This is a genomic window from Streptomyces deserti (assembly GCF_054782695.1).
On sequence record NZ_BAAGRZ010000003.1, the window covers coordinates 110175 to 127487 of the forward strand.

Annotated in this window: 18 protein-coding genes; 8 read left to right on the forward strand and 10 right to left on the reverse strand. The window is 73.3% G+C overall.

Annotated elements, in window-relative coordinates; genetic code table 11:
* Nucleotides 1-19: 19 nt before the first annotated feature.
* A complete protein-coding gene (locus ACYVMZ_RS08770; RefSeq protein WP_461077341.1) occupies nucleotides 20-445 on the forward strand; it encodes a thiaminase II/PqqC family protein in 426 nt (141 codons plus the stop codon).
* Between the two features lie 329 nt (nucleotides 446-774).
* Here ACYVMZ_RS08770 and ACYVMZ_RS08775 read toward each other — a convergent pair whose 3' ends face one another.
* The 5 genes from ACYVMZ_RS08775 to ACYVMZ_RS08795 all read right to left on the reverse strand — a co-directional run bounded on the left by ACYVMZ_RS08775 (nucleotide 775) and on the right by ACYVMZ_RS08795 (nucleotide 5535).
* Complete coding sequence (locus ACYVMZ_RS08775) at nucleotides 775-1011, reverse strand: DUF6213 family protein (RefSeq protein WP_365670205.1); 237 nt, start codon at nucleotides 1009-1011, stop codon at nucleotides 775-777.
* A 25-nt stretch (nucleotides 1012-1036) separates the two neighbouring features.
* A complete protein-coding gene (locus tag ACYVMZ_RS08780; RefSeq protein ID WP_461077344.1) occupies nucleotides 1037-2422 on the reverse strand; it encodes an NADP-dependent succinic semialdehyde dehydrogenase in 1386 nt (461 codons plus the stop codon).
* Nucleotides 2423-2498: 76 nt separating this feature from the next.
* Nucleotides 2499-2963 carry an NUDIX domain-containing protein gene (locus tag ACYVMZ_RS08785; RefSeq protein WP_461077346.1) on the reverse strand — a complete coding sequence of 155 codons (465 nt, stop codon included), beginning with the start codon at nucleotides 2961-2963 and terminating at the stop codon, nucleotides 2499-2501.
* A complete protein-coding gene (locus ACYVMZ_RS08790; protein ID WP_461077348.1) occupies nucleotides 2960-4498 on the reverse strand; it encodes an ATP-dependent DNA ligase in 1539 nt (512 codons plus the stop codon). The genes ACYVMZ_RS08785 and ACYVMZ_RS08790 overlap by 4 nt, the downstream gene beginning before the upstream one ends.
* 29 nt (nucleotides 4499-4527) lie before the next feature.
* The gene (locus ACYVMZ_RS08795) at nucleotides 4528-5535 is read right to left on the reverse strand and encodes an NAD(P)/FAD-dependent oxidoreductase (RefSeq protein ID WP_461077350.1); all 1008 of its coding nucleotides are present in this window, start codon (nucleotides 5533-5535) and stop codon (nucleotides 4528-4530) included.
* Between the two features lie 91 nt (nucleotides 5536-5626).
* Between ACYVMZ_RS08795 and ACYVMZ_RS08800 the strand changes: the two genes are divergently transcribed.
* The 6 genes from ACYVMZ_RS08800 to ACYVMZ_RS08825 all read left to right on the forward strand — a co-directional run bounded on the left by ACYVMZ_RS08800 (nucleotide 5627) and on the right by ACYVMZ_RS08825 (nucleotide 10863).
* Nucleotides 5627-6199, forward strand: a complete 573-nt coding sequence (locus ACYVMZ_RS08800; protein WP_461077352.1) for a helix-turn-helix domain-containing protein — start codon at nucleotides 5627-5629, stop codon at nucleotides 6197-6199.
* Between the two features lie 106 nt (nucleotides 6200-6305).
* A complete protein-coding gene (locus tag ACYVMZ_RS08805; RefSeq protein ID WP_461077354.1) occupies nucleotides 6306-7271 on the forward strand; it encodes an NADPH:quinone oxidoreductase family protein in 966 nt (321 codons plus the stop codon).
* Entirely contained in the window at nucleotides 7268-8449 is a 1182-nt protein-coding gene (locus ACYVMZ_RS08810; protein WP_461077356.1) for an acyl-CoA dehydrogenase family protein, read from the forward strand. Before ACYVMZ_RS08805 ends, ACYVMZ_RS08810 begins: the two co-directional genes overlap by 4 nt.
* Complete coding sequence (locus tag ACYVMZ_RS08815) at nucleotides 8446-9519, forward strand: acyl-CoA dehydrogenase family protein (RefSeq protein WP_461077358.1); 1074 nt, start codon at nucleotides 8446-8448, stop codon at nucleotides 9517-9519. The genes ACYVMZ_RS08810 and ACYVMZ_RS08815 overlap by 4 nt, the downstream gene beginning before the upstream one ends.
* Before the next feature lie 174 nt (nucleotides 9520-9693).
* The gene (locus ACYVMZ_RS08820; RefSeq protein ID WP_461077360.1) at nucleotides 9694-10557 is read left to right on the forward strand and encodes a phosphatidylinositol-specific phospholipase C/glycerophosphodiester phosphodiesterase family protein; all 864 of its coding nucleotides are present in this window, start codon (nucleotides 9694-9696) and stop codon (nucleotides 10555-10557) included.
* Between the two features lie 111 nt (nucleotides 10558-10668).
* Entirely contained in the window at nucleotides 10669-10863 is a 195-nt protein-coding gene (locus ACYVMZ_RS08825; protein ID WP_461077362.1) for a hypothetical protein, read from the forward strand.
* 22 nt (nucleotides 10864-10885) lie between these two features.
* Here ACYVMZ_RS08825 and ACYVMZ_RS08830 read toward each other — a convergent pair whose 3' ends face one another.
* The 3 genes from ACYVMZ_RS08830 to ACYVMZ_RS08840 all read right to left on the reverse strand — a co-directional run bounded on the left by ACYVMZ_RS08830 (nucleotide 10886) and on the right by ACYVMZ_RS08840 (nucleotide 13962).
* Nucleotides 10886-12082 carry a phosphodiester glycosidase family protein gene (locus tag ACYVMZ_RS08830; protein ID WP_461077840.1) on the reverse strand — a complete coding sequence of 399 codons (1197 nt, stop codon included), beginning with the start codon at nucleotides 12080-12082 and terminating at the stop codon, nucleotides 10886-10888.
* A gap of 249 nt (nucleotides 12083-12331) precedes the next feature.
* Nucleotides 12332-13438 carry a bifunctional class I SAM-dependent methyltransferase/NUDIX hydrolase gene (locus ACYVMZ_RS08835; protein ID WP_461077842.1) on the reverse strand — a complete coding sequence of 369 codons (1107 nt, stop codon included), beginning with the start codon at nucleotides 13436-13438 and terminating at the stop codon, nucleotides 12332-12334.
* 128 nt (nucleotides 13439-13566) lie between these two features.
* Nucleotides 13567-13962, reverse strand: coding sequence for a luciferase domain-containing protein (locus tag ACYVMZ_RS08840; RefSeq protein WP_461077364.1), 396 nt, complete (start codon nucleotides 13960-13962; stop codon nucleotides 13567-13569).
* A 114-nt stretch (nucleotides 13963-14076) separates the two neighbouring features.
* Here ACYVMZ_RS08840 and ACYVMZ_RS08845 point away from each other — a divergent pair, with 114 nt between their 5' ends.
* Complete coding sequence (locus tag ACYVMZ_RS08845; RefSeq protein ID WP_461077366.1) at nucleotides 14077-14448, forward strand: DUF4180 domain-containing protein; 372 nt, start codon at nucleotides 14077-14079, stop codon at nucleotides 14446-14448.
* 76 nt (nucleotides 14449-14524) lie between these two features.
* On the opposite strand, the gene ACYVMZ_RS08850 is transcribed toward ACYVMZ_RS08845, so the two are convergent.
* Entirely contained in the window at nucleotides 14525-15733 is a 1209-nt protein-coding gene (locus ACYVMZ_RS08850) for an ROK family protein (RefSeq protein ID WP_461077368.1), read from the reverse strand.
* A gap of 90 nt (nucleotides 15734-15823) precedes the next feature.
* The gene (xylB, locus tag ACYVMZ_RS08855) at nucleotides 15824-17269 is read right to left on the reverse strand and encodes a xylulokinase (RefSeq protein ID WP_461077370.1); all 1446 of its coding nucleotides are present in this window, start codon (nucleotides 17267-17269) and stop codon (nucleotides 15824-15826) included.
* Nucleotides 17270-17313: the final 44 nt, after the last annotated feature.

The following is a 17313-nucleotide window of genomic DNA, read 5'->3' on the forward strand; positions in this document are numbered from 1 at the left end:
GTAACCGACGGAGGACGCGATGACGCGTACGGCCCGCGAACTTCTGGAGACGAGCACCGGGAAACTGGCCCCGGACCCGCGGGCCAACCCCCTGGTCCCCCTGATCGCGCGGGGCGCGGCGAGCCGCGACACGCTCGCCGCGCTCGCGCTCGAGCAGCGGTGGGTGATCGCCGCGGACCTCCGCTCGTTCCTGCACCTGGCGCAGCGCTCGGCCGTCACCGACCCGGCGTCCGCCGCCTTCTTCACGGCACTCGCCGAGGGCGAGACGCTGGCCGCCGAGCGGCTGAGGACGTTCGCGGAGGCCTGCGCCGTGACCGAGGAGCAGGCGACCGCGTACACCCCACTCCCGGGCTGCCAGGCCTACCCCGCCTACGTCGCCTGGCTGGCCCTCAACGCCGAACCACCCGACGCCGTACTGGCCCTGACCGCCAACTTCTCGGCCTGAGGCGGCTATTGCGCGACGATCGCGGACGCTCTGCGAAGCCACTACGACTTCTCCGACGAGGCGTGCGGCTTCTTCGACTTCTTCGCGGAGCCGTCCCCCGAGCTGGACCAGAAGGCGACGGCCGCGGTGCAGGCGGGCCTGGACGGGGACCGGCTGAACGAGCACCACGCCCACCACTACGGCCGCTTGCTGCAGACCTACGAGGCGATGTTCTGGTCGGCGCTGGGGCGGCCGACCTCTTAGGGGCGCGGGGCTGGACCAAGGTGCGGCTCCGCCGCGTGGGCGCGATCAACCACTCACAACCCGCAGACGGCACACAGCCGCACCCCCTACGGCGCACCCCCACTGCTGTGCGCGATACACGCCACATCGATCCGATCGGCCAGCTTCGCCAGCTCAATGGTCAACGCGGCCACCGTGTCCTCGTCGAGCCCTTCCTCCCCGGCCTCCACAAGACGCAGCCATCGTCCACCCACCGTCCGCAGCAGCTTGCTGACGTCCGCCGCAGCCACCTGCAAGGTCCCGCGGTCGTCGACGATCAGAGGCAGAGTCACTTCGCGGTTCACAGACGCGATGGTAGCCGCGCGGCGCTCACGCACCGTGCCAAACCGTGGTGATGTTGCAGAACTCCCGGATTCCGTGCCCGGACAGCTCACGCCCGAACCCGGACCGCTTCACCCCGCCGAACGGGAACGCCGGATGGGAGGCGGTCATCCCGTTGACGTACACGCCGCCCGCCTCGAGATCCCGTACGAAGCGGTCGACATCGCTCTCGTCACGCGTCCAGACGTTGGAACTCAGCCCGAAGGGCGAGTCGTTGGCGATCAGCACGGCCTCGTCCGCATCCGCCGCCCGGTACAGCGTGGCGACCGGCCCGAACGCCTCCTCCCGGTGGATGCGCATCTCGCGGGTGATGCCGGCGAGGACGGTCGGCGGGTAGTACCAGCCGGGCCGGTCCGGGCGCTCGCCCCCGCACAGCACACGCGCGCCGCCGCGCACCGCGTCGTCGACCAGCTCCACCAGGTCGTCGCGGCCCCGCTCGCTGGACAGCGGCCCGATCTCCGTGTCCTCGTCCATCGGATCGCCGATCTTCAGGGCCTTCATGCCCTGCACGAACCGCTCGGCGAAGGCGTCGTACACGTCCGTGTGCACGATGAACCGCTTGGCGGCGATGCACGACTGCCCGGTGTTCTGGCACCGCGCGTTCACCGCGACCTCGGCGGCCCGGTCGAGGTCGGCGGACGGCATCACGATGAACGGGTCGCTGCCGCCCAGCTCCAGCACCGTCTTCTTGATCATCTCGCCGGCGGTGGAGGCGACCGCGCGGCCCGCGGGCTCGCTGCCGGTGAGCGTGGCGGCCTTGACCCGTTCGTCGCGCAGGATGTCGTCGACCTGCGCCGAGCCGATGAGCAGGGTCTGGAAGCAGCCCTCGGTGAAGCCCGCCCGGTGGAACAGGTCCTCCAGGTACAGGGCGGTCTGCGGGACGTTCGAGGCGTGCTTGAGCAGGCCCACGTTGCCCGCCATCAGCGCGGGCGCGGCGAACCGGACCACCTGCCACAGCGGGAAGTTCCACGGCATCACGGCGAGGATCGGGCCGAGCGGCCGGTAGCGGACCCGGACGCGGGAGGCGCCGGAGTCCTTCACGTCGGAGGCGGCGGGCTCCTCGTCGGCGAGCAGTTCCCCGGCGTGGTCGGCGTACCAGCGCATCGCCTTGGCGCACTTCGCGGCCTCGGCGCGGGCCTGCTTGATCGGCTTGCCCATCTCGGTCGTCAGGACGCGGGCGATGTCCCGCTGGTCCTCCTCGAGGAGGTCGGCTGCCCTGTGCATCAGCCGGGCGCGCTCGTTGAAGCTCGTCGTCCGGTAGGTGCGGAACGTGGCCTCCGCGAGCTGGAGCCGGCGCGCGATCTCCTCCTCGCCCATGGCCTCGTACGTCTTGAGCGTCTCGCCGTTCGCCGGGTTCACCGTTGCGATGGGCATGGCTGACCTCCCTGAGAGCGGGCTGTGCTTCGACCTTCCCGCGCGGCGGAGGGGACCGCAACGCGAGTACGTCTGCTCAGGGCGAGTGCTCCGCCAGGCGGTCGAGAAACGCCGCCTGCGCCTTGACGATCACCTCGCGGGCCCGGTCCAGGCCGAACCACTCCACGCGGTCCAGCTCGGGGAACTCCTGGATCTGTCCCGACTTCGGGGGCCACTCCATCCGGAAGGTGCCCGGGGCGATCGTCGCCGGGTCGAGGTCGGACTCGATCGCCCAGGCCGTGACGATCTTGCCGTTGGTCTGCCGGACCTCGCCCAGCGGTACGGCCTCCCCGGCCGGCGGCGGCAGCCCCAGCTCCTCCTGGAACTCGCGGCGCGCGGCCTGCCAGGCGGACTCGCCGGGGTCGTACTCGCCCTTGGGCACGGTCCACGCCCCGGCGTCGCGCCGCGCGAAGAACGGGCCGCCCATATGGCCGAGCAACACCTCCAGGCCGTGATCGGCATGCCGGAACAACAGCAGACCGGCGCTCCGCCTGCCTTTCACGGCCGCACCTCCGGGTGCGCCGCCAGCAGTGTCTCCACCGTGTCCGCCTCCTCGGGGCGCTTGTCCTCGCGGTAGCGGACCACGCGGGCGAAGCGGAGGGTGACGCCGGCCGGGTAGCGGGTGGACCGCTGCAGACCGTCGTAGGCGATCTCCACGACCAGTTCGGGGCGTACGGTCACCACCCAGCCGTTGTCCTCCACCGCCAGCTCCCGCAGGCGCTCGGTCTGCCAGGCCAGCATCGCGTCGGTCATGCCCTTGAAGGTCTTGCCGAGCATGGCGAAGCCGCCGTCGGCGGTGCGGGCGCCGAGGTGGAGGTTGGAGAGCTTGCCGGTGCGGCGGCCGTGGCCCCACTCGGCGGCCAGGACCACCAGGTCGAGCGTGTGGACGGGCTTGACCTTCAGCCAGGACGCGCCGCGCCGGCCCGCGCTGTAGGGGGCTTCGAGCGCCTTGACGACGACACCTTCGTGGCCGCGCTCGAGCGTCTCGGTGAGGAACTCCTGGGCTTTGTCGACGTCCTCCGGGCCGTTCACCACCGTGCGCCGCACCCGCATCGGCTCCGGGACCAGCCGGGCCAGCTCCGCGTGCCGCTCGGCGAACGGCAGGTCGAGCAGGTCGCGGCCGTCGACGGACAGCGCGTCGAAGAAGACGGGGGAGACGGGGACCGTCCGCGCGGCCGTGGCGACGTCCACGCGCGAGCCGACCCGGCCGGCCGTCTCCTGGAACGAGCGGGGCCGCCCCTCTGCGTCGAAGGAGATCACCTCGCCGTCCAGGATGAACCGCTCGCCCCGCAACTCCAGCGCCGCCGACGTCACTTCGGGCAGGCGGTCGGTGATGTCGTCGAGGGTGCGGGTGTGGATCCGTACGGTGTCGCCGTCCCGGTGGACCTGGACGCGGATGCCGTCCAGCTTCTCCTCGACCGCGCAGGCGCCGAGCTTGCCGACGGCCTCGGCGACCGAGGAGGCGCTGTGCGCCAGCATCGGCAGCACCGGGCGGCCGACGGTGAGACGGAAGCGGTCCAGGGCGACGGGCCCGTCCGTGAGCAGGGCCTCGGCCACCGTCTGCAGGGAACCCGCCAGCATCACCGCCCGCCGCACGTCGGCCGGGGGCGCGCCCGTCGCCTCGGCCAGCCCCTCGACCGCGACGGCGTCCAGGGCGCCCTGCCGGACCTCGCCGGTGAGCAGCCCGCGCAGGAACCGCTGCTCGTCCTCGGTGGCCGCGCCCATCAACTGCCCGACCAGCCGGGACCGTTCGGCCTGCGAGCCGGGGCCGGACACCTTGCCGAGCTCCGTGAGGCGGGCGTCGACCCCGCGCACGGTCAGGGTCGGCTCGGCGGCCGGGGCGACGGGGCGGCTGAGCACCTTCCAGCCGACGCCGAGCCGCCCCTGCGGCAGCCGTCCCGCCAGGTACGGGATGACGATCGGCACGTCGTCCGCCTCCGCGTCCCGGAACAACTCGGCGAGCAGGGCGATCTTCCGGGACCGCGCCGAGGTGGCGGCGACCTCCTGGGACACACGGGCGAGCCGGTGCAGCAGCATGCAGCCATGGTGCACCTCGGTGGGCGGCTCTACACCTCCTGCACGGCCGCGTCGAGGTCGGCCATCAGCAGGTCCCCGACGATGGCGGCCGACGCCCGGTAGCCCCCGCTCGCCGCGTGCACGACCTGCTCGGCGAACCCGATGGCGTTGCCCGCGGCCCACACGCCGGGCACGGTCGTCAGCCCCGTCTGGTCGACCACGGGATACGCGCCGAAGGGCGTCTCGCGCAGTTCGGCGCCCAGGCGCTCCAGCAGGCCGGTCTGCGGGACGGGGCGCGGACCGACGTACAGCACCGAGCGGGCGTGGGTCGTGCCGTCCGCGAGGCGGACCCCGGTGAGCCGGTCCTCCTCGACCACCAGCCCGGCGACCTCGCCGGGCACCACGTCGACCCCCGCCGCGGCGAGGCGGCGCAGGTCCTGGTCCGAGAGCTCGTCCTCGGCGACCGTGTGCAGGAAGAACCGCACGTCCTTCGACCACTGCGACACGATCAGGGCCTGGTGCACGCTCAGCGGGCTCGACGCGAGCACCCCGAAGGGCTCGTCGCGGACCTCCCAGCCGTGGCAGAACGGGCAGTGCAGCACGTCCCGGCCGAAGCGCTCGGCGACCCCGGGGACCGACGGCAGCTCGTCCTTCAGGCCGGTGGCGACGACCAGCCTGCGGGCGTGCACGGTCCGCCCGCTGGCCAGCGTCACGACGAAGCCCTGGCTGACGTCCACCACCCGGTCCCGGACCAGCTCGACACCGTACCGGGCGATCTCCTCCCGCCCGACGGCCAGGAACTCCGCCGGCGACATGCCGTCCCGGGACAGATACCCCTGCATGTGGGCCGAGGGCGCGTTGCGCGGCTCGCCCGCGTCGACGACGAGCGTGCGGCGCCGGGCCCGGCCCAGGAGCAGCGCCGCGGACAGGCCCGCCGCGCCGCCTCCGATGACGACGACTTCGTACTTGTCGGTCGTCTCCGTCTTCTCGACGTTCCCGGTGTTCCCCGTCTTCTCGGTGCTCTCGGTGTTCTCGGTGCTATCGGTGCTTTCAGTCATGGTGACCACCTCCACTGAGACGGTCGCCCGAGCACTGCCGGATTGACAAATGTCTTTGCCGATTCCGCAAGGTGTCCCGCACAATGCGTCCATGACCACGGACGAGGTTCTCTCAGGCGTCGGCCCCCGGCTGCGCAGGGTCCGCAAGGAACGCGAGGTGACCCTGGCCGCCCTGTCCGAGGCGACCGGCATCTCCGTCAGCACCCTGTCGCGGCTGGAGTCCGGCCTGCGCAAGCCCAGCCTGGAGCTGCTGCTGCCGATCGCGCAGGCCCACCAGGTGCCGTTGGACGAACTGGTCGGCGCGCCCCCGGTCGGTGATCCGCGCGTACGGGCCAAGCCCATCGTGCGCGACGGGCGGACGCTGTATCCGCTGACCCGGCAGCCGGGCGGGCTCCAGGCCTACAAGATGGTCGAGCCCCAGCGGACGGTCGAGCCCGACCCGCGCACCCACGAGGGCTACGAGTGGCTGTACGTGCTGTCCGGGAAGCTGCGGCTGGTGCTCGGCGACCACGATGTGGTGCTCACCGCCGGGGAGGCCGCCGAGTTCGACACGCGGGTGCCGCACTGGTTCGGGTCGACGGGGGAGGGGCCGGTGGAGTTCCTGAGCCTGTTCGGGCCGCAGGGGGAGCGGATGCACGTCCGCGCGAAGCCCGCGCGCACGTGACCTACGCGACTGTTCCCTCAGGGGCAAGACTGTTCCCTCATGAGCAAGCGACCGCTTAGTATGCGGTGGACCCCGGTCAGACGACGCAGTCCCGTGGAGGCTCCGCATGCAGGCATGGCAGGTGCACGAGAACGGCGAGCCGAGTGAGGTGATGCGCCTCGACGACGTCGAGCCGCCCACCCCCGGCGACGGCCAGGTCCTGCTCAGGGTGCGCGCCGCGAACATCAACTTCCCGGACGCGCTGCTGTGCCGGGGCCAGTACCAGGTCAGGCCGCCGCTGCCGTTCACGCCGGGTGTGGAGATCTGCGGCGAGACCGAGGACGGCCGCCGGGTGATCGCCAACCCGGCGCTGCCCCACGGCGGTTTCGCGGAGTACGCCGTCGCGGACGCCGCCGCCCTGCTGCCCGCTCCGGACACGCTGGACGAGGCCGAGGCCGCCGCGCTGCACATCGGCTACCAGACGGGCTGGTTCGGCCTGCACCGCCGGGCCGGTCTGGAGGCCGGGGAGACGCTGCTCGTCCACGCTGCCGCAGGAGGGGTCGGCAGCGCGGCCGTGCAGCTCGGCAAGGCCGCGGGCGCGACCGTCATCGGTGTCGTGGGCGGTGCCGACAAGGCCGCCGTCGCCCGGGAGCTGGGCTGTGACGTGGTGATCGACCGGCGCGCCGAGGACGTCGTCGCGGCCGTGAAGGAGGCCACCGGCGGCCGGGGCGCCGACGTGATCTACGACCCCGTCGGCGGCGAGGCCTACGCCCAGTCCGCCAAGGTCGTCGCCTTCGAGGGCAGGATCGTGGTCGTGGGCTTCGCCAGCGGGACCATCCCCAGCCCGGGCCTCAACCACGCCCTGGTCAAGAACTACTCGATCCTCGGCCTGCACTGGGGCCTGTACAACACCAAGAACCCCAAGCTGGTCCAGCACTGCCACGAGCAGCTCACCGAGCTGGCCGCCCGGGGCGCGATCAAGCCGCTGGTGAGCGAGCGCGTGCCGCTGAGCGGGGCCGCGGCGGCCGTGCAGAAGGTCGCCGACGGGGTGACCACCGGCCGGATCGCCGTCGTGATGGAGGAGGCAGCATGACCGACGCCGCCGAACTGCGCCGCCGTACGCAGGAGTTGCTGGCCGCGCACCCGCCCGCTCGGACGGACCGCCTGGACTTCCTCCGGGCCCGCTTCGACGCGGGACTGGCCTGGGTCCACTACCCGGAGGGCCTCGGCGGGCTCGGTGCTCCCCGCTCCCTCCAGGCCGTCGTGGACGCCGAGCTGGAGGCCTCCGGAGCGCCCGACAACGACCCGCGGCGCATCGGGATCGGGCTCGGGATGGCCGCGCCGACCATCCTGCAATTCGGTACGGAGGAGCAGAAGCGGCGGTATCTGAGGCCGCTGTGGACCGGGGAGGAGGTCTGGTGCCAGCTGTTCAGCGAGCCGGGTGCCGGGTCCGACCTCGCCGCGCTCGGCACCCGGGCCGTCCGGGAGGGCGACGACTGGGTGGTCAACGGGCAGAAGGTGTGGACGTCCAGCGCTCATGTGGCCCGCTGGGCGATCCTCATCGCCCGCACCGACCCGGACGTGCCCAAGCACCGGGGCATCACGTACTTCATCTGCGACATGACCGACCCGGGCGTCGAGGTGCGGCCATTGCGGCAGATCACCGGTGAGGCCGAGTTCAACGAGGTGTTCCTCACCGACGTCCGCATCCCCGACTCCCGCCGCCTCGGCGAGGTCGGCGACGGCTGGCGGGTCGCGCAGACCACGCTGAACAACGAACGCGTCGCCATCGGCGGCATGCGGCTGCCCCGTGAGGGCGGCATGATCGGCCCGGTCTCCAAGACCTGGCGCGAGCGCCCGGAGTCGCGCACCCACGACCTGCACCAGCGCCTGCTCAAGCTGTGGGTCGAGGCCGAGGTCGCCCGCCTCACCGGCGAACGCCTGCGCCAGCAGCTGGTCGCGGGCCAGCCGGGCCCCGAGGGCGCCGGCATGAAGCTCGCCTTCGCCCGCCTCAACCAGGAGATCAGCGGCCTGGAGGTGGAACTCCTCGGTGAGGAGGGCCTGTTGTACGACGACTGGACCATGCGCCGCCCGGAGCTCGTCGACTTCACCGGCCGCGAGGCCGGCTACCGCTACCTGCGCTCCAAGGGCAACAGCATCGAGGGCGGGACCAGTGAGGTCCTGCTGAACATCGTCGCCGAGCGGGTCCTGGGCCTGCCCGCCGAGCCGCGCACCGACAAGGACGTCGCCTGGAAGGACCTCGCCCGATGACCGATCTTCTCTACTCGGAGGAGGAAGAGGCGCTGCGCGCCGCCGTCCGGGACCTGCTCACCGACCACTGCGACGCACCGGGCCTCATCGCCCGCGCCGAGTCCGACACGCCGCACGACCGGGAGGCGTGGAAGGCGCTCGCCGACGGCATGGGTCTCGCCGGTCTCCTGGTGCCCGAGGCCCAGGGCGGCCAGGGCGCCACCCACCGCGAGGCGGCCGTCGTCCTGGAGGAGCTGGGGCGGGCCGTCGCCCCCGTGCCGTATCTGACCAGCGCCGTCGTCGCCACCGAAGCCCTGCTGGCCTGCGGGGCGGACGACCTGCTCGCCGAGCTGGCCGCCGGGCGGACCATCGGCGCCCTCGCGGTCGGACTGCACCTGGCTCCAGGTGCCGCCTTCCCGACCGTACGGCTGGACAACGGCACCCTGCACGGCGAGTTGACCGGCATCGCGGACGCGGCCGTCGCCGACGTGCTCCTCGTCCCGGCGGACGACGGCGGGCTGTACGCGGTACGGGCCGACGCCGTCACCGTCACGCCGCAGACCTCCCTCGACCTGACCCGGCCCGTCGCCGAGGTCGTCCTCGACGGGGCCGCCGGACACCGGCTGGGCGCCGCCGAACCCGCCGTGCGACGGGCTCTGCGCGCCGGGGCCGGGCTGCTCGCCTCCGAGCAACTCGGGCTCGCCGACTGGGCGCTGACGGAGACGGTCCGCTACCTGAAGGAACGCAAGCAGTTCAACCGGCCCGTCGGCGGCTTCCAGGCGCTCAAGCACCGGCTCGCCCAGCTGTGGCTGGAGGTCGTCAACCTCCGGGCCGCCGCCCGCAACGCGGCCGACGCCCTGGCCACGGGCGAGGACATCGACGTGGCGGTCACCGTCGCCCAGGCCTACGCGGCCCCCGTCGCCGTCCGCGCCGCCGAGGAGGCGCTGCAACTGCACGGCGGCATCGGCATGACCTGGGAGCACCCCGTCCATCTGTACCTGAAGCGGGCGAAGGCCGACTCGATCGCGTACGGCACGGCCGGCGCGCACCGGGAGGCACTGGCCGAACTGGTCGACCTGCGCGCACCCTGACGTTCATCCAGGAAAAGCCCGCCCCACGTGGGGCGGGCTTTTTCGTGTGCCCGCCACGGGGGCGGTGAACACACAGCGGCAGTCCGGCCAACTCCTGTCATGTGCAGGCCCTTTCAGGGACTGTGGCCCACATACTCACTGGGGTCCCCTACGGCACTCCCAGGGAGGCAGCGCATGGCCCTCACCACCCGTCGCAGAGCCCTCACCACTTTCGGCGCCGCCCTCGCGGGCACCGTCGCCCTGCCCGCCACCCGCACGCTGGCCGGCGAACACAAGCACCGCCCGCGCCCGTTGTGGCGCGCCCACGCCCACAATGACTACGAGCACCCGCGTCCCCTCCTCGACGCCCTCGACCACCGCTTCGGCAGCGTCGAGGCCGACATCTTCCTCGTCGGCGGCCAACTCCTCGTCGCCCACGACCCGGAGGACCTCGACCCGGCGCGCACCCTCGAATCCCTCTACCTCGACCCGCTCGCCGCCCGCGTGAAGGCCAACCACGGTTCCGTGTACCGCGGTCACCGCAGGCCGCTGCAGCTCCTCATCGACATCAAGACCGAGGGCGCCTCCACGTACCTCGAACTCGACCGCCACCTCCGGCGCTACCGGCACCTGTTCACGACGTACGCCCACGGCCGCGTCTCCCCCGGCCCCGTCACCGCCGTGATCTCCGGCGACCGGGCGGCCCGCGAGCCCATGGCGGCGCAGACCGTCCGGCGTGCCTTCTACGACGGCCGCCTCGCCGACCTCGGCGGCCCGGCACCGGCCTCCTTCATCCCGCTGATCAGCGACAACTGGACGCTGAACTTCACCTGGCGGGGCGAGGGCGCGTTCCCGGACGCCGAGCGGGAGAAGCTGCGGGGCATCGTCGGGGCCGCCCACGCGCGCGGGCAGCGGGTGCGGTTCTGGGCCACCCCGGACGCGGCCGGGCCCGCCCGCGACGCACTGTGGACCGAACTGCTCGCCGCGGACGTCGACCACCTCAACACCGACGACCTCGCCGGGCTGGAGGCCTTCCTGGACGCCCACCCGACGACGTAAGACACCACACGTTCGGCGGACAGGTCAGCCGCCCGGACGAACCCTCCGCTACGCCACACTTGCGGCCGAACGCCGTGAATGGGACGTGCGGCGTGGCGGAGGAGGTTGACGATGGCGATTTCCATCTCTGTGGTGCTGCTGCTCGCGATCCTGGCGGTGATCTTCGTACGCAACGGCGGGCTGAAGTTCTCCCACGCGCTGGTCTGCCTGCTGCTCGGCTTCTACCTGGCCAGCACGAGCATCGCCCCCACGATCCACAGCGGCCTCTCGGCGACGGCAGACATCGTCGGCAGTCTGCGGCCCTGAGCGTCACCCCTTCGGGACCGGGTCACGGCTTCGAGAAGACCCCGATGCCGTTCGGGACGGCGCGTTCCGCGCCGCCGCTGGGGTGGTTGCGTACGGAGACCGTGGCCGCCCCCGGCTCGCGGGCGACGAGTGTCGTCGACCCGCCGCCGTCCAGGCTGAACGCGTCGACCGAGCCCAACCGCCGCATCGCCTCGGCGACTTCGGCGATTGTCAGGCCGCTGCGGTACGCGGGCGCGCCGTCCAGCGCGAACAGCAGCAGGCGCCGTCCGCCGTCCGCGATGCCGGCGGCGGTGCGCACGGCCGAGGCCCTGCCGTCGAGGCCGGGCAGCGGCCGCCCACCGGTGAGGACCGGATAGCCACCGAGGGCGAAGCGGTACGGGATCCGGGACGCGGCGGCCACCAGCCGGTGCCGTACCGTCACCGGCTGGCCCGTGAAGAACTTCCGCAACTGCTGGGCGCCCGCCTCCCGGCCGACCAGCACGGTGGTCCCCGGGGCGATGGGGCCGCTGCCCGGTGTGTCGGCCGTCGACACGACCCGGCCGCCGCGGATCGTCACCTCGTGGGTGTCCGTGCTGCACGGCGCGGCCCGGTCCGTGTCCGTGCCGCAGGTGGCGCGCACCCGGGAGGCGCTGCCCCACCGCGCGGTGAACGCGCCGATGGAACCCACCGGCAGCGCGTACTGGTTGAGCCCGCCGAGCGGCAGCCGCTCCTCGGGCGTATGGATCGAGCCGTCGAGGGCCAGGCGGTCCAGCCGGGCCCGCCGGTCGACACCCACGCCGATCACGTCCTCCGTGGTCGTGCCGGGCGGCAGCGCGGGGCCGAACCGCTGGCCGTTCGGCACGGCAGCCTTCAGCGCCCGGCCGCGTGCGATCGCCGGACCCACGCTCGCGCCGGTCGCCTCGACACCCGGGTGCTGGGTCTCGGTGATGTTGAAGAAGTCCCCGTTGACGCCCGCGACGGCCCCCAGGGCGTCGGCCATCCGCGAGACGGGCGCCCGCGCGGCCACCGCTCCCGGATGCAGCAGCTCGACCCGGACGCGCGGGTCGCCGAGATCGACGGTCAGCACGTGCGCGTGCGCCACCCCTTGGGCCGCCGGGACGTCGAACTCCTCGTACCTGACACCCGGGGCGATGGTGACGGCCTCCTGCGCGGCACCGGCCGACGCCGCCCCCGCCAGGGCCGCGCAGGCCAGCGTGCCGAGTGCCAGGAGAACCGTCAGTACCGTTCTTGGTCCTCTGCTGCCTGTCCCTCTGCCTGTTCGTCTGTCTGTTCGTCCTGCTGTTCCTCTGCCTGCTCCGAACCGCTGTCTATGACGCGTCACAGTGTGCCCCCTGATGTCCCGTCAACTGTTCCAAGGCTCAGGGGAAGTGCACCAGACGGCCGGGGCCGAGGGCGTGGCCGAGCGCCGGCTGCACGGGAACGGGTGAGAAAACGCACCCCGTTGGATGCCATGGAAGCCGGATCGGGGTCACGGGCCCGTCGTCGGCTCCGTTCCCGTGGCGTACGGGGTGAAGTGGGCCGGTGCGCGGTCGATCGGGAGGCCGGGCCGCCAGGCGGTGAGGGCCTGGGCGCTGCACACGAACAGCTGCTCCGGCAGCCGGTCCAGCGGGAACCACCGCCAGCGTCCGACGCTCTCACCGGGCTGCTCGGCCGGCTCGCCGTGCCAGGCGGTGACCCGGGCGGCCACGGTCACCCGTACGACACCTCCGGCGTCGTCGAGCAGCGTGCCCAGCAGGCGGACGTCGGATGGTCGCGCCACGAGCCCGGTCTCCTCCGCGAGTTCGCGTACGACCGCCTCCGCCGACGACTCGCCGGGCTCCACCGTCCCGCCGGGCAGTTCCCAGGTTCCGTGGCGGTGGCGGCCCAGCAGCAGGCCCCGGGGCCCGTGCAGGATGGCGCCGACCCCGAGCGTGGCATGGGCGGCGGGAGGTCGTGGCGTGCGCGGGCGGGAGGAGACCCGGGCGGGGCGGGTGACCCTGAAGAGCCGGTAGGAGGCGTGGCCGTCCGCCTGCGGCGCGTCGAGGACGTCGACGTGCTCGACCCGCAGGCCGTGCTCGGTGAGCAGCTCCGTCCAGAGTTCCGGCGTGAGCACCCACATCCGGACGGTGACGTCGGCCCCGCCCGCCGGCCGGAGGATCTCGGGCCGTGCGGTGACCGTGGAGGAGGGGCCGTCGCCGCCGGAGTTGGTGTGCAGCACCGTGAAGCACAGCCTCCCGCCGGGCTTCAGCGCGGCGGCGAGGGCGGGCAGCAGGCGATAAGGGTCGATGTACGGGACGGCGTTGACGGAGTAGACGACGTCGTACGGCTGTGCCGTCCGCAGGTGCTCGACCGCGTCGGCCAGGACCAGCCGCAGTCCGGGCAGCGAACCGTAGCGGGCGCGGGCGCGTGCGTACTGGCTCGGCGAGGCGTCGACCGCGTCCACCAGCGCGCCGTGGGCGCGGACCAGATGGGCGGCGTGCCGGCCCGGACCGCACCCGAGATCCAGCACGCGCCGGCCCGACACCTCCCCGAGGACTTCCGTGCCCGGCCCGGTGTCGCCGGGGCCCCAGTCGATCCGTTCCACCTCGGGCAGCACCGTGCCGCGCCGCAGGTGGTGGGTCCCGTATGCCTGCCACGCGGCGGCGTCGGCGGCTTCCGGTGCGGCGGCCCCGCCGTGCGGGCTCGCGTCGTACGGTTCGGCGGTGTGCGGTGTCAAGGCGCGGCTCAACCCTCCGCGGCGGCGTTGCGCGGCAGCACCGTCACCCGGTGGAAGTTGCATCCGCCGAGCGGTGGTTCCCCGGGGGAGGGCCATGTCTGGTGGGCCTTGAGGGCGATGCTCACCAGGCTCAGCAGCAGGTCGACGTCCGCCTCGCAGTCGAGGTGGACGGTCACCCAGCACGAGCCGGGCACCAGATGGATCGCGCTCGAACCGACGAGGTCGTAGTGGAAGCGCTGGATGGCCCGGCGGGTGAGATGGAGGTCCACGTCCCGCTCCGAGTGGAAGTGGACGATCTCGGCGCGGGCGCTGCGCAGCGCCCGCCCGGTACCGCAACTGGCGGGACCCGCCGCGAGGTCGGGCCAGGCCGTGAGTCGGTCCATGGCGTGCTGGGCCAGAGTCATGTCCTCATCGTCGCCCGCTCACCGCGCCGCAACCGCCGGTTGAGGGATTTGTAACCGGGACGTGAGGTCTGGAATCCCTCTATGGCGCTGGTGGTCCCTCTCCAGGATCACGTCATGACATCCAGTGGACTCGTGACGCCGAACGGCACTTCCGTCCTCGTGTGCGACAAGGACGGGCGGCGGTTGAGCGGTGGCGACACCGCACTCGACCTGATCGGCGAGGCCATGGGATGTGACGCCGAGGTGGTGGTCGTGCCGGTGGAGCGGGTCGCGGACGACTTCTTCTCGCTGCGGTCCGGCGTGGCCGGTGAGGTCGTGCAGAAGTTCGTCAACTACCGCCTCCGGCTCCTGATCGTGGGCGACATCGCGTCCCGCGTGGCCGGGAGCGATGCCCTGCGGGACTTCGTACGCGAGGCGAACCGCGGCAACCAGGTGTGGTTCGTGAACTCCCAGGACGAACTCGACGAGAAGCTCGCGCGGTTGTAGCCCGCTGCAGCGCGTTTCGCAGCCCGCTTGGAGCCCCTTGCGGCGCTGAGCGGTCGCGGTCTGCGGCGGCCCGGGTTCAGGCCCGCTCGGCCACCGCCGCCGGATCGTCCAGCACCGCCCGCACCACCGCGTGCGCCGCCCCCAGCAGCGGCCCCTGCGGCCCCAGCCGCGACACGGTCACGGGACAGACCGGTCCCGCCGTACGCCGGGCCAGTTCGTCCCGCAGCGACGGCAGCAGCCACGGAGCCAGCCCGGACAGTTCCCCGCCCAGCACCACGCTCTCGGGGTCCAGCAGATTGACCGCCCCGGTCAGGGCGATGCCGAGGGCCTCGCCCGCGTCGCGCAGGGCACGGCGTACGGCCTCGTCGCCCGCCTCGGCGCGTCCGGCGAGCAGCCCGACACGGTCCTCGCCCGGCTCCAGGCCGGCCGCGCGCAGCACCGCCTCCTCACCGGCGTACTGCTCCAGACACCCGCGTCCGCCGCACGCGCACTCCGGCCCGTCCGGACGGACCGGCACATGCCCCAACTCGCCCGCGAACCCGCGCGTCCCGCGCAGCAGCCCCCCGTCCACCACCACCGCGGCGCCGATGCCGATCTCCGCCGACACATGCAGGAAGTCGCGCGGAGTGCCCTCTTCCAGCCAGAGTTCGGCGAGCGCGCCGAAGTTGGCCTCGTTGTCCACGGTCAGCGGGAACCGATCCGGAAGCAGGTCGCCGAGGTCCGTGTCGTGCCAGTCGAGGTTCGGAGCGCGTACGACGGTCCGGCCGTCGCGCGCCACCAGACCGGGTACGGCCACGGCCAGCCCCGCAGGCCACAGGCCCTCGCCCTCCGCCTCGGCGACCACCCGGCGTATCAGCCCGGTCAGCTCCTCGATCACCGGTTCGGGGGCGCGTCCCCGGTTCGCCCCGTGCCGCACGGCCCGCGACCGCACCTGACCGCGCAGGTCGACCGCGCACACCGCGAGGTGGTCGACACCGACCTCCGCGCCGATCCCGGCGGGACCGCGCCCGCTGACGGCGAGCGCCGACCCGGGGCGGCCCACCCGGCCGGGCCGCTCGGGGCCCAGCTCCTCCAGCAGCCCCGAACGGATCAGCTCGTCGACGAGGGTGGACACCGCCGCCCGGGTCAGCCCGATGCGCGAGGCGACGGCGGCCCGCGACAGTGGCCCCTCGGCGCTGACGGCGTGCATCACCCGGGCGAGGTTGCGGCGGCGCATGCCCTGCTGGGTGTCGGGCGTGGCACGCCCGGGACCGGCGGGGTGGGCCTCGTGCAGGGGTGCGGTCATGCCTTCGTCAGTCCTTGGTCGGTCCTTGCTTGCTCTTGGTCGGTGTGCCGGGGGCGCCGGACGGGGGGCACCCCCACACGCGCGTGCCCGTCAGTGCGTGTCCGTGCGCCGGTCCAGCAGCGGGGCCGCGTCGGAGAGTACCCCGGCGATCCTGGCCAGTGTCTCCTCGTCCCGTTCCACCGTCTCCAGCACCGGCCCCGCGGCCGTGTTCCAGCGCCGGGCGACCGCCGCCGGGTCCTCCCCGGTCAGCAGACCGGCCGCCTGGGCCGCCGCACCGAGCGCGACCAGTTCCCTGGCCTCGGGCACCTGGACCGGCCGCCCCGACAGCCGTCGTACGGTCTGCTGCCAGGCCGTGCCCCGGGCGCCGCCGCCGATCAGCAGCAGGGGCGCCGAGGGGTCCGCGTCGGCGTCGAGGACCAGGTCGAGGGCGCCGAGGAGGGAGTGGACGGCGCCGTCGTAGGCGGCCTGCAGCAGTTGGCCGGGTGTCGTGTCGTGGCGCAGGCCGTGCAGCAGGCCGGAGGCGTTCGGGAGGTTCGGGGTGCGTTCACCGTCCAGGTAGGGCAGGAGGGTCGCGGTGGTGCCGGGTTCGACGGCCTCGCGGTCCAGGCCGAGGAGGGTGGCGACGCGGTCCACGGCGAGGGTGCAGTTCAGGGTGCAGGCCAGCGGCAGCCAGTCGCCGCGGGCGTCGGCGAAACCGGCCACGGTGCCGGTCGGGTCGGCGGGCCGCCGCTGCGACACCGCGTACACCGTGCCCGACGTGCCGAGGCTCATCACCGGCATGCCGGGGCGCAGCCCGAGGCCGAGCGCCGCGGCGGCGTTGTCGCCGGTGCCCGGCGCGACCAGGGTGCCCTTGGAGAACGGCAGGTCGTGGCTGTCGCGCACGGTGCCCGCCACCTCGCCGGGCCGGACCACGCGGGGCAGCAGGGCGGGGTCGAGCCCCACGTGCGCGAGGATCTCCGCGTCGTACGACTCCGTCCCCGACGCCCACCAGCCCGTCCCGGACGCGTCGCCGCGGTCGGTCGTGCCCTGCCCGGTGAGCCGCTCGGTGAGGTAGTCGTGGGGGAGGCGTACGGCCCTGGTGGCGCGGACCGCCTCCGGCTCGTTCTCCGCCAGCCACGCCCACTTCGTGACCGTGAAGGAGGCGGCCGGGACGAGTCCGGTGCGCTCGGCCCAGAACTTCGCGCCGCCCAGCTCCTCGGTCAGGCGGCGGGCCTGCGGCGCCGAACGCACGTCGTTCCACAGCAGCGCCGGGCGGACCGGCTCCCCCCGGTCGTCCAGGGTGACCAGACCGTGCTGCTGCCCGCCGACCGCGACCGCGGCGGCCTCGTGCGCCGCCTCCCCGCACTGGCGCAGGGCCTCGCACAGCGCGTCCCACCACTGGCGCGGATCGCTCTCGCGACCCGCCCCGGAGGACACGGTGTGCGGAGCCTGACCGCTCGCCACGACCCGGCCGGTGGCCGCGTCGACGACCAGCGCCTTGGTGGACTGCGTGGACGAGTCCACGCCGACGACGAGCGGACCCTCGGCTGCTGACATCGGGTTTCTCCCTCTTCCGCGGCTCAGCGGGATGTGGTCCCGGG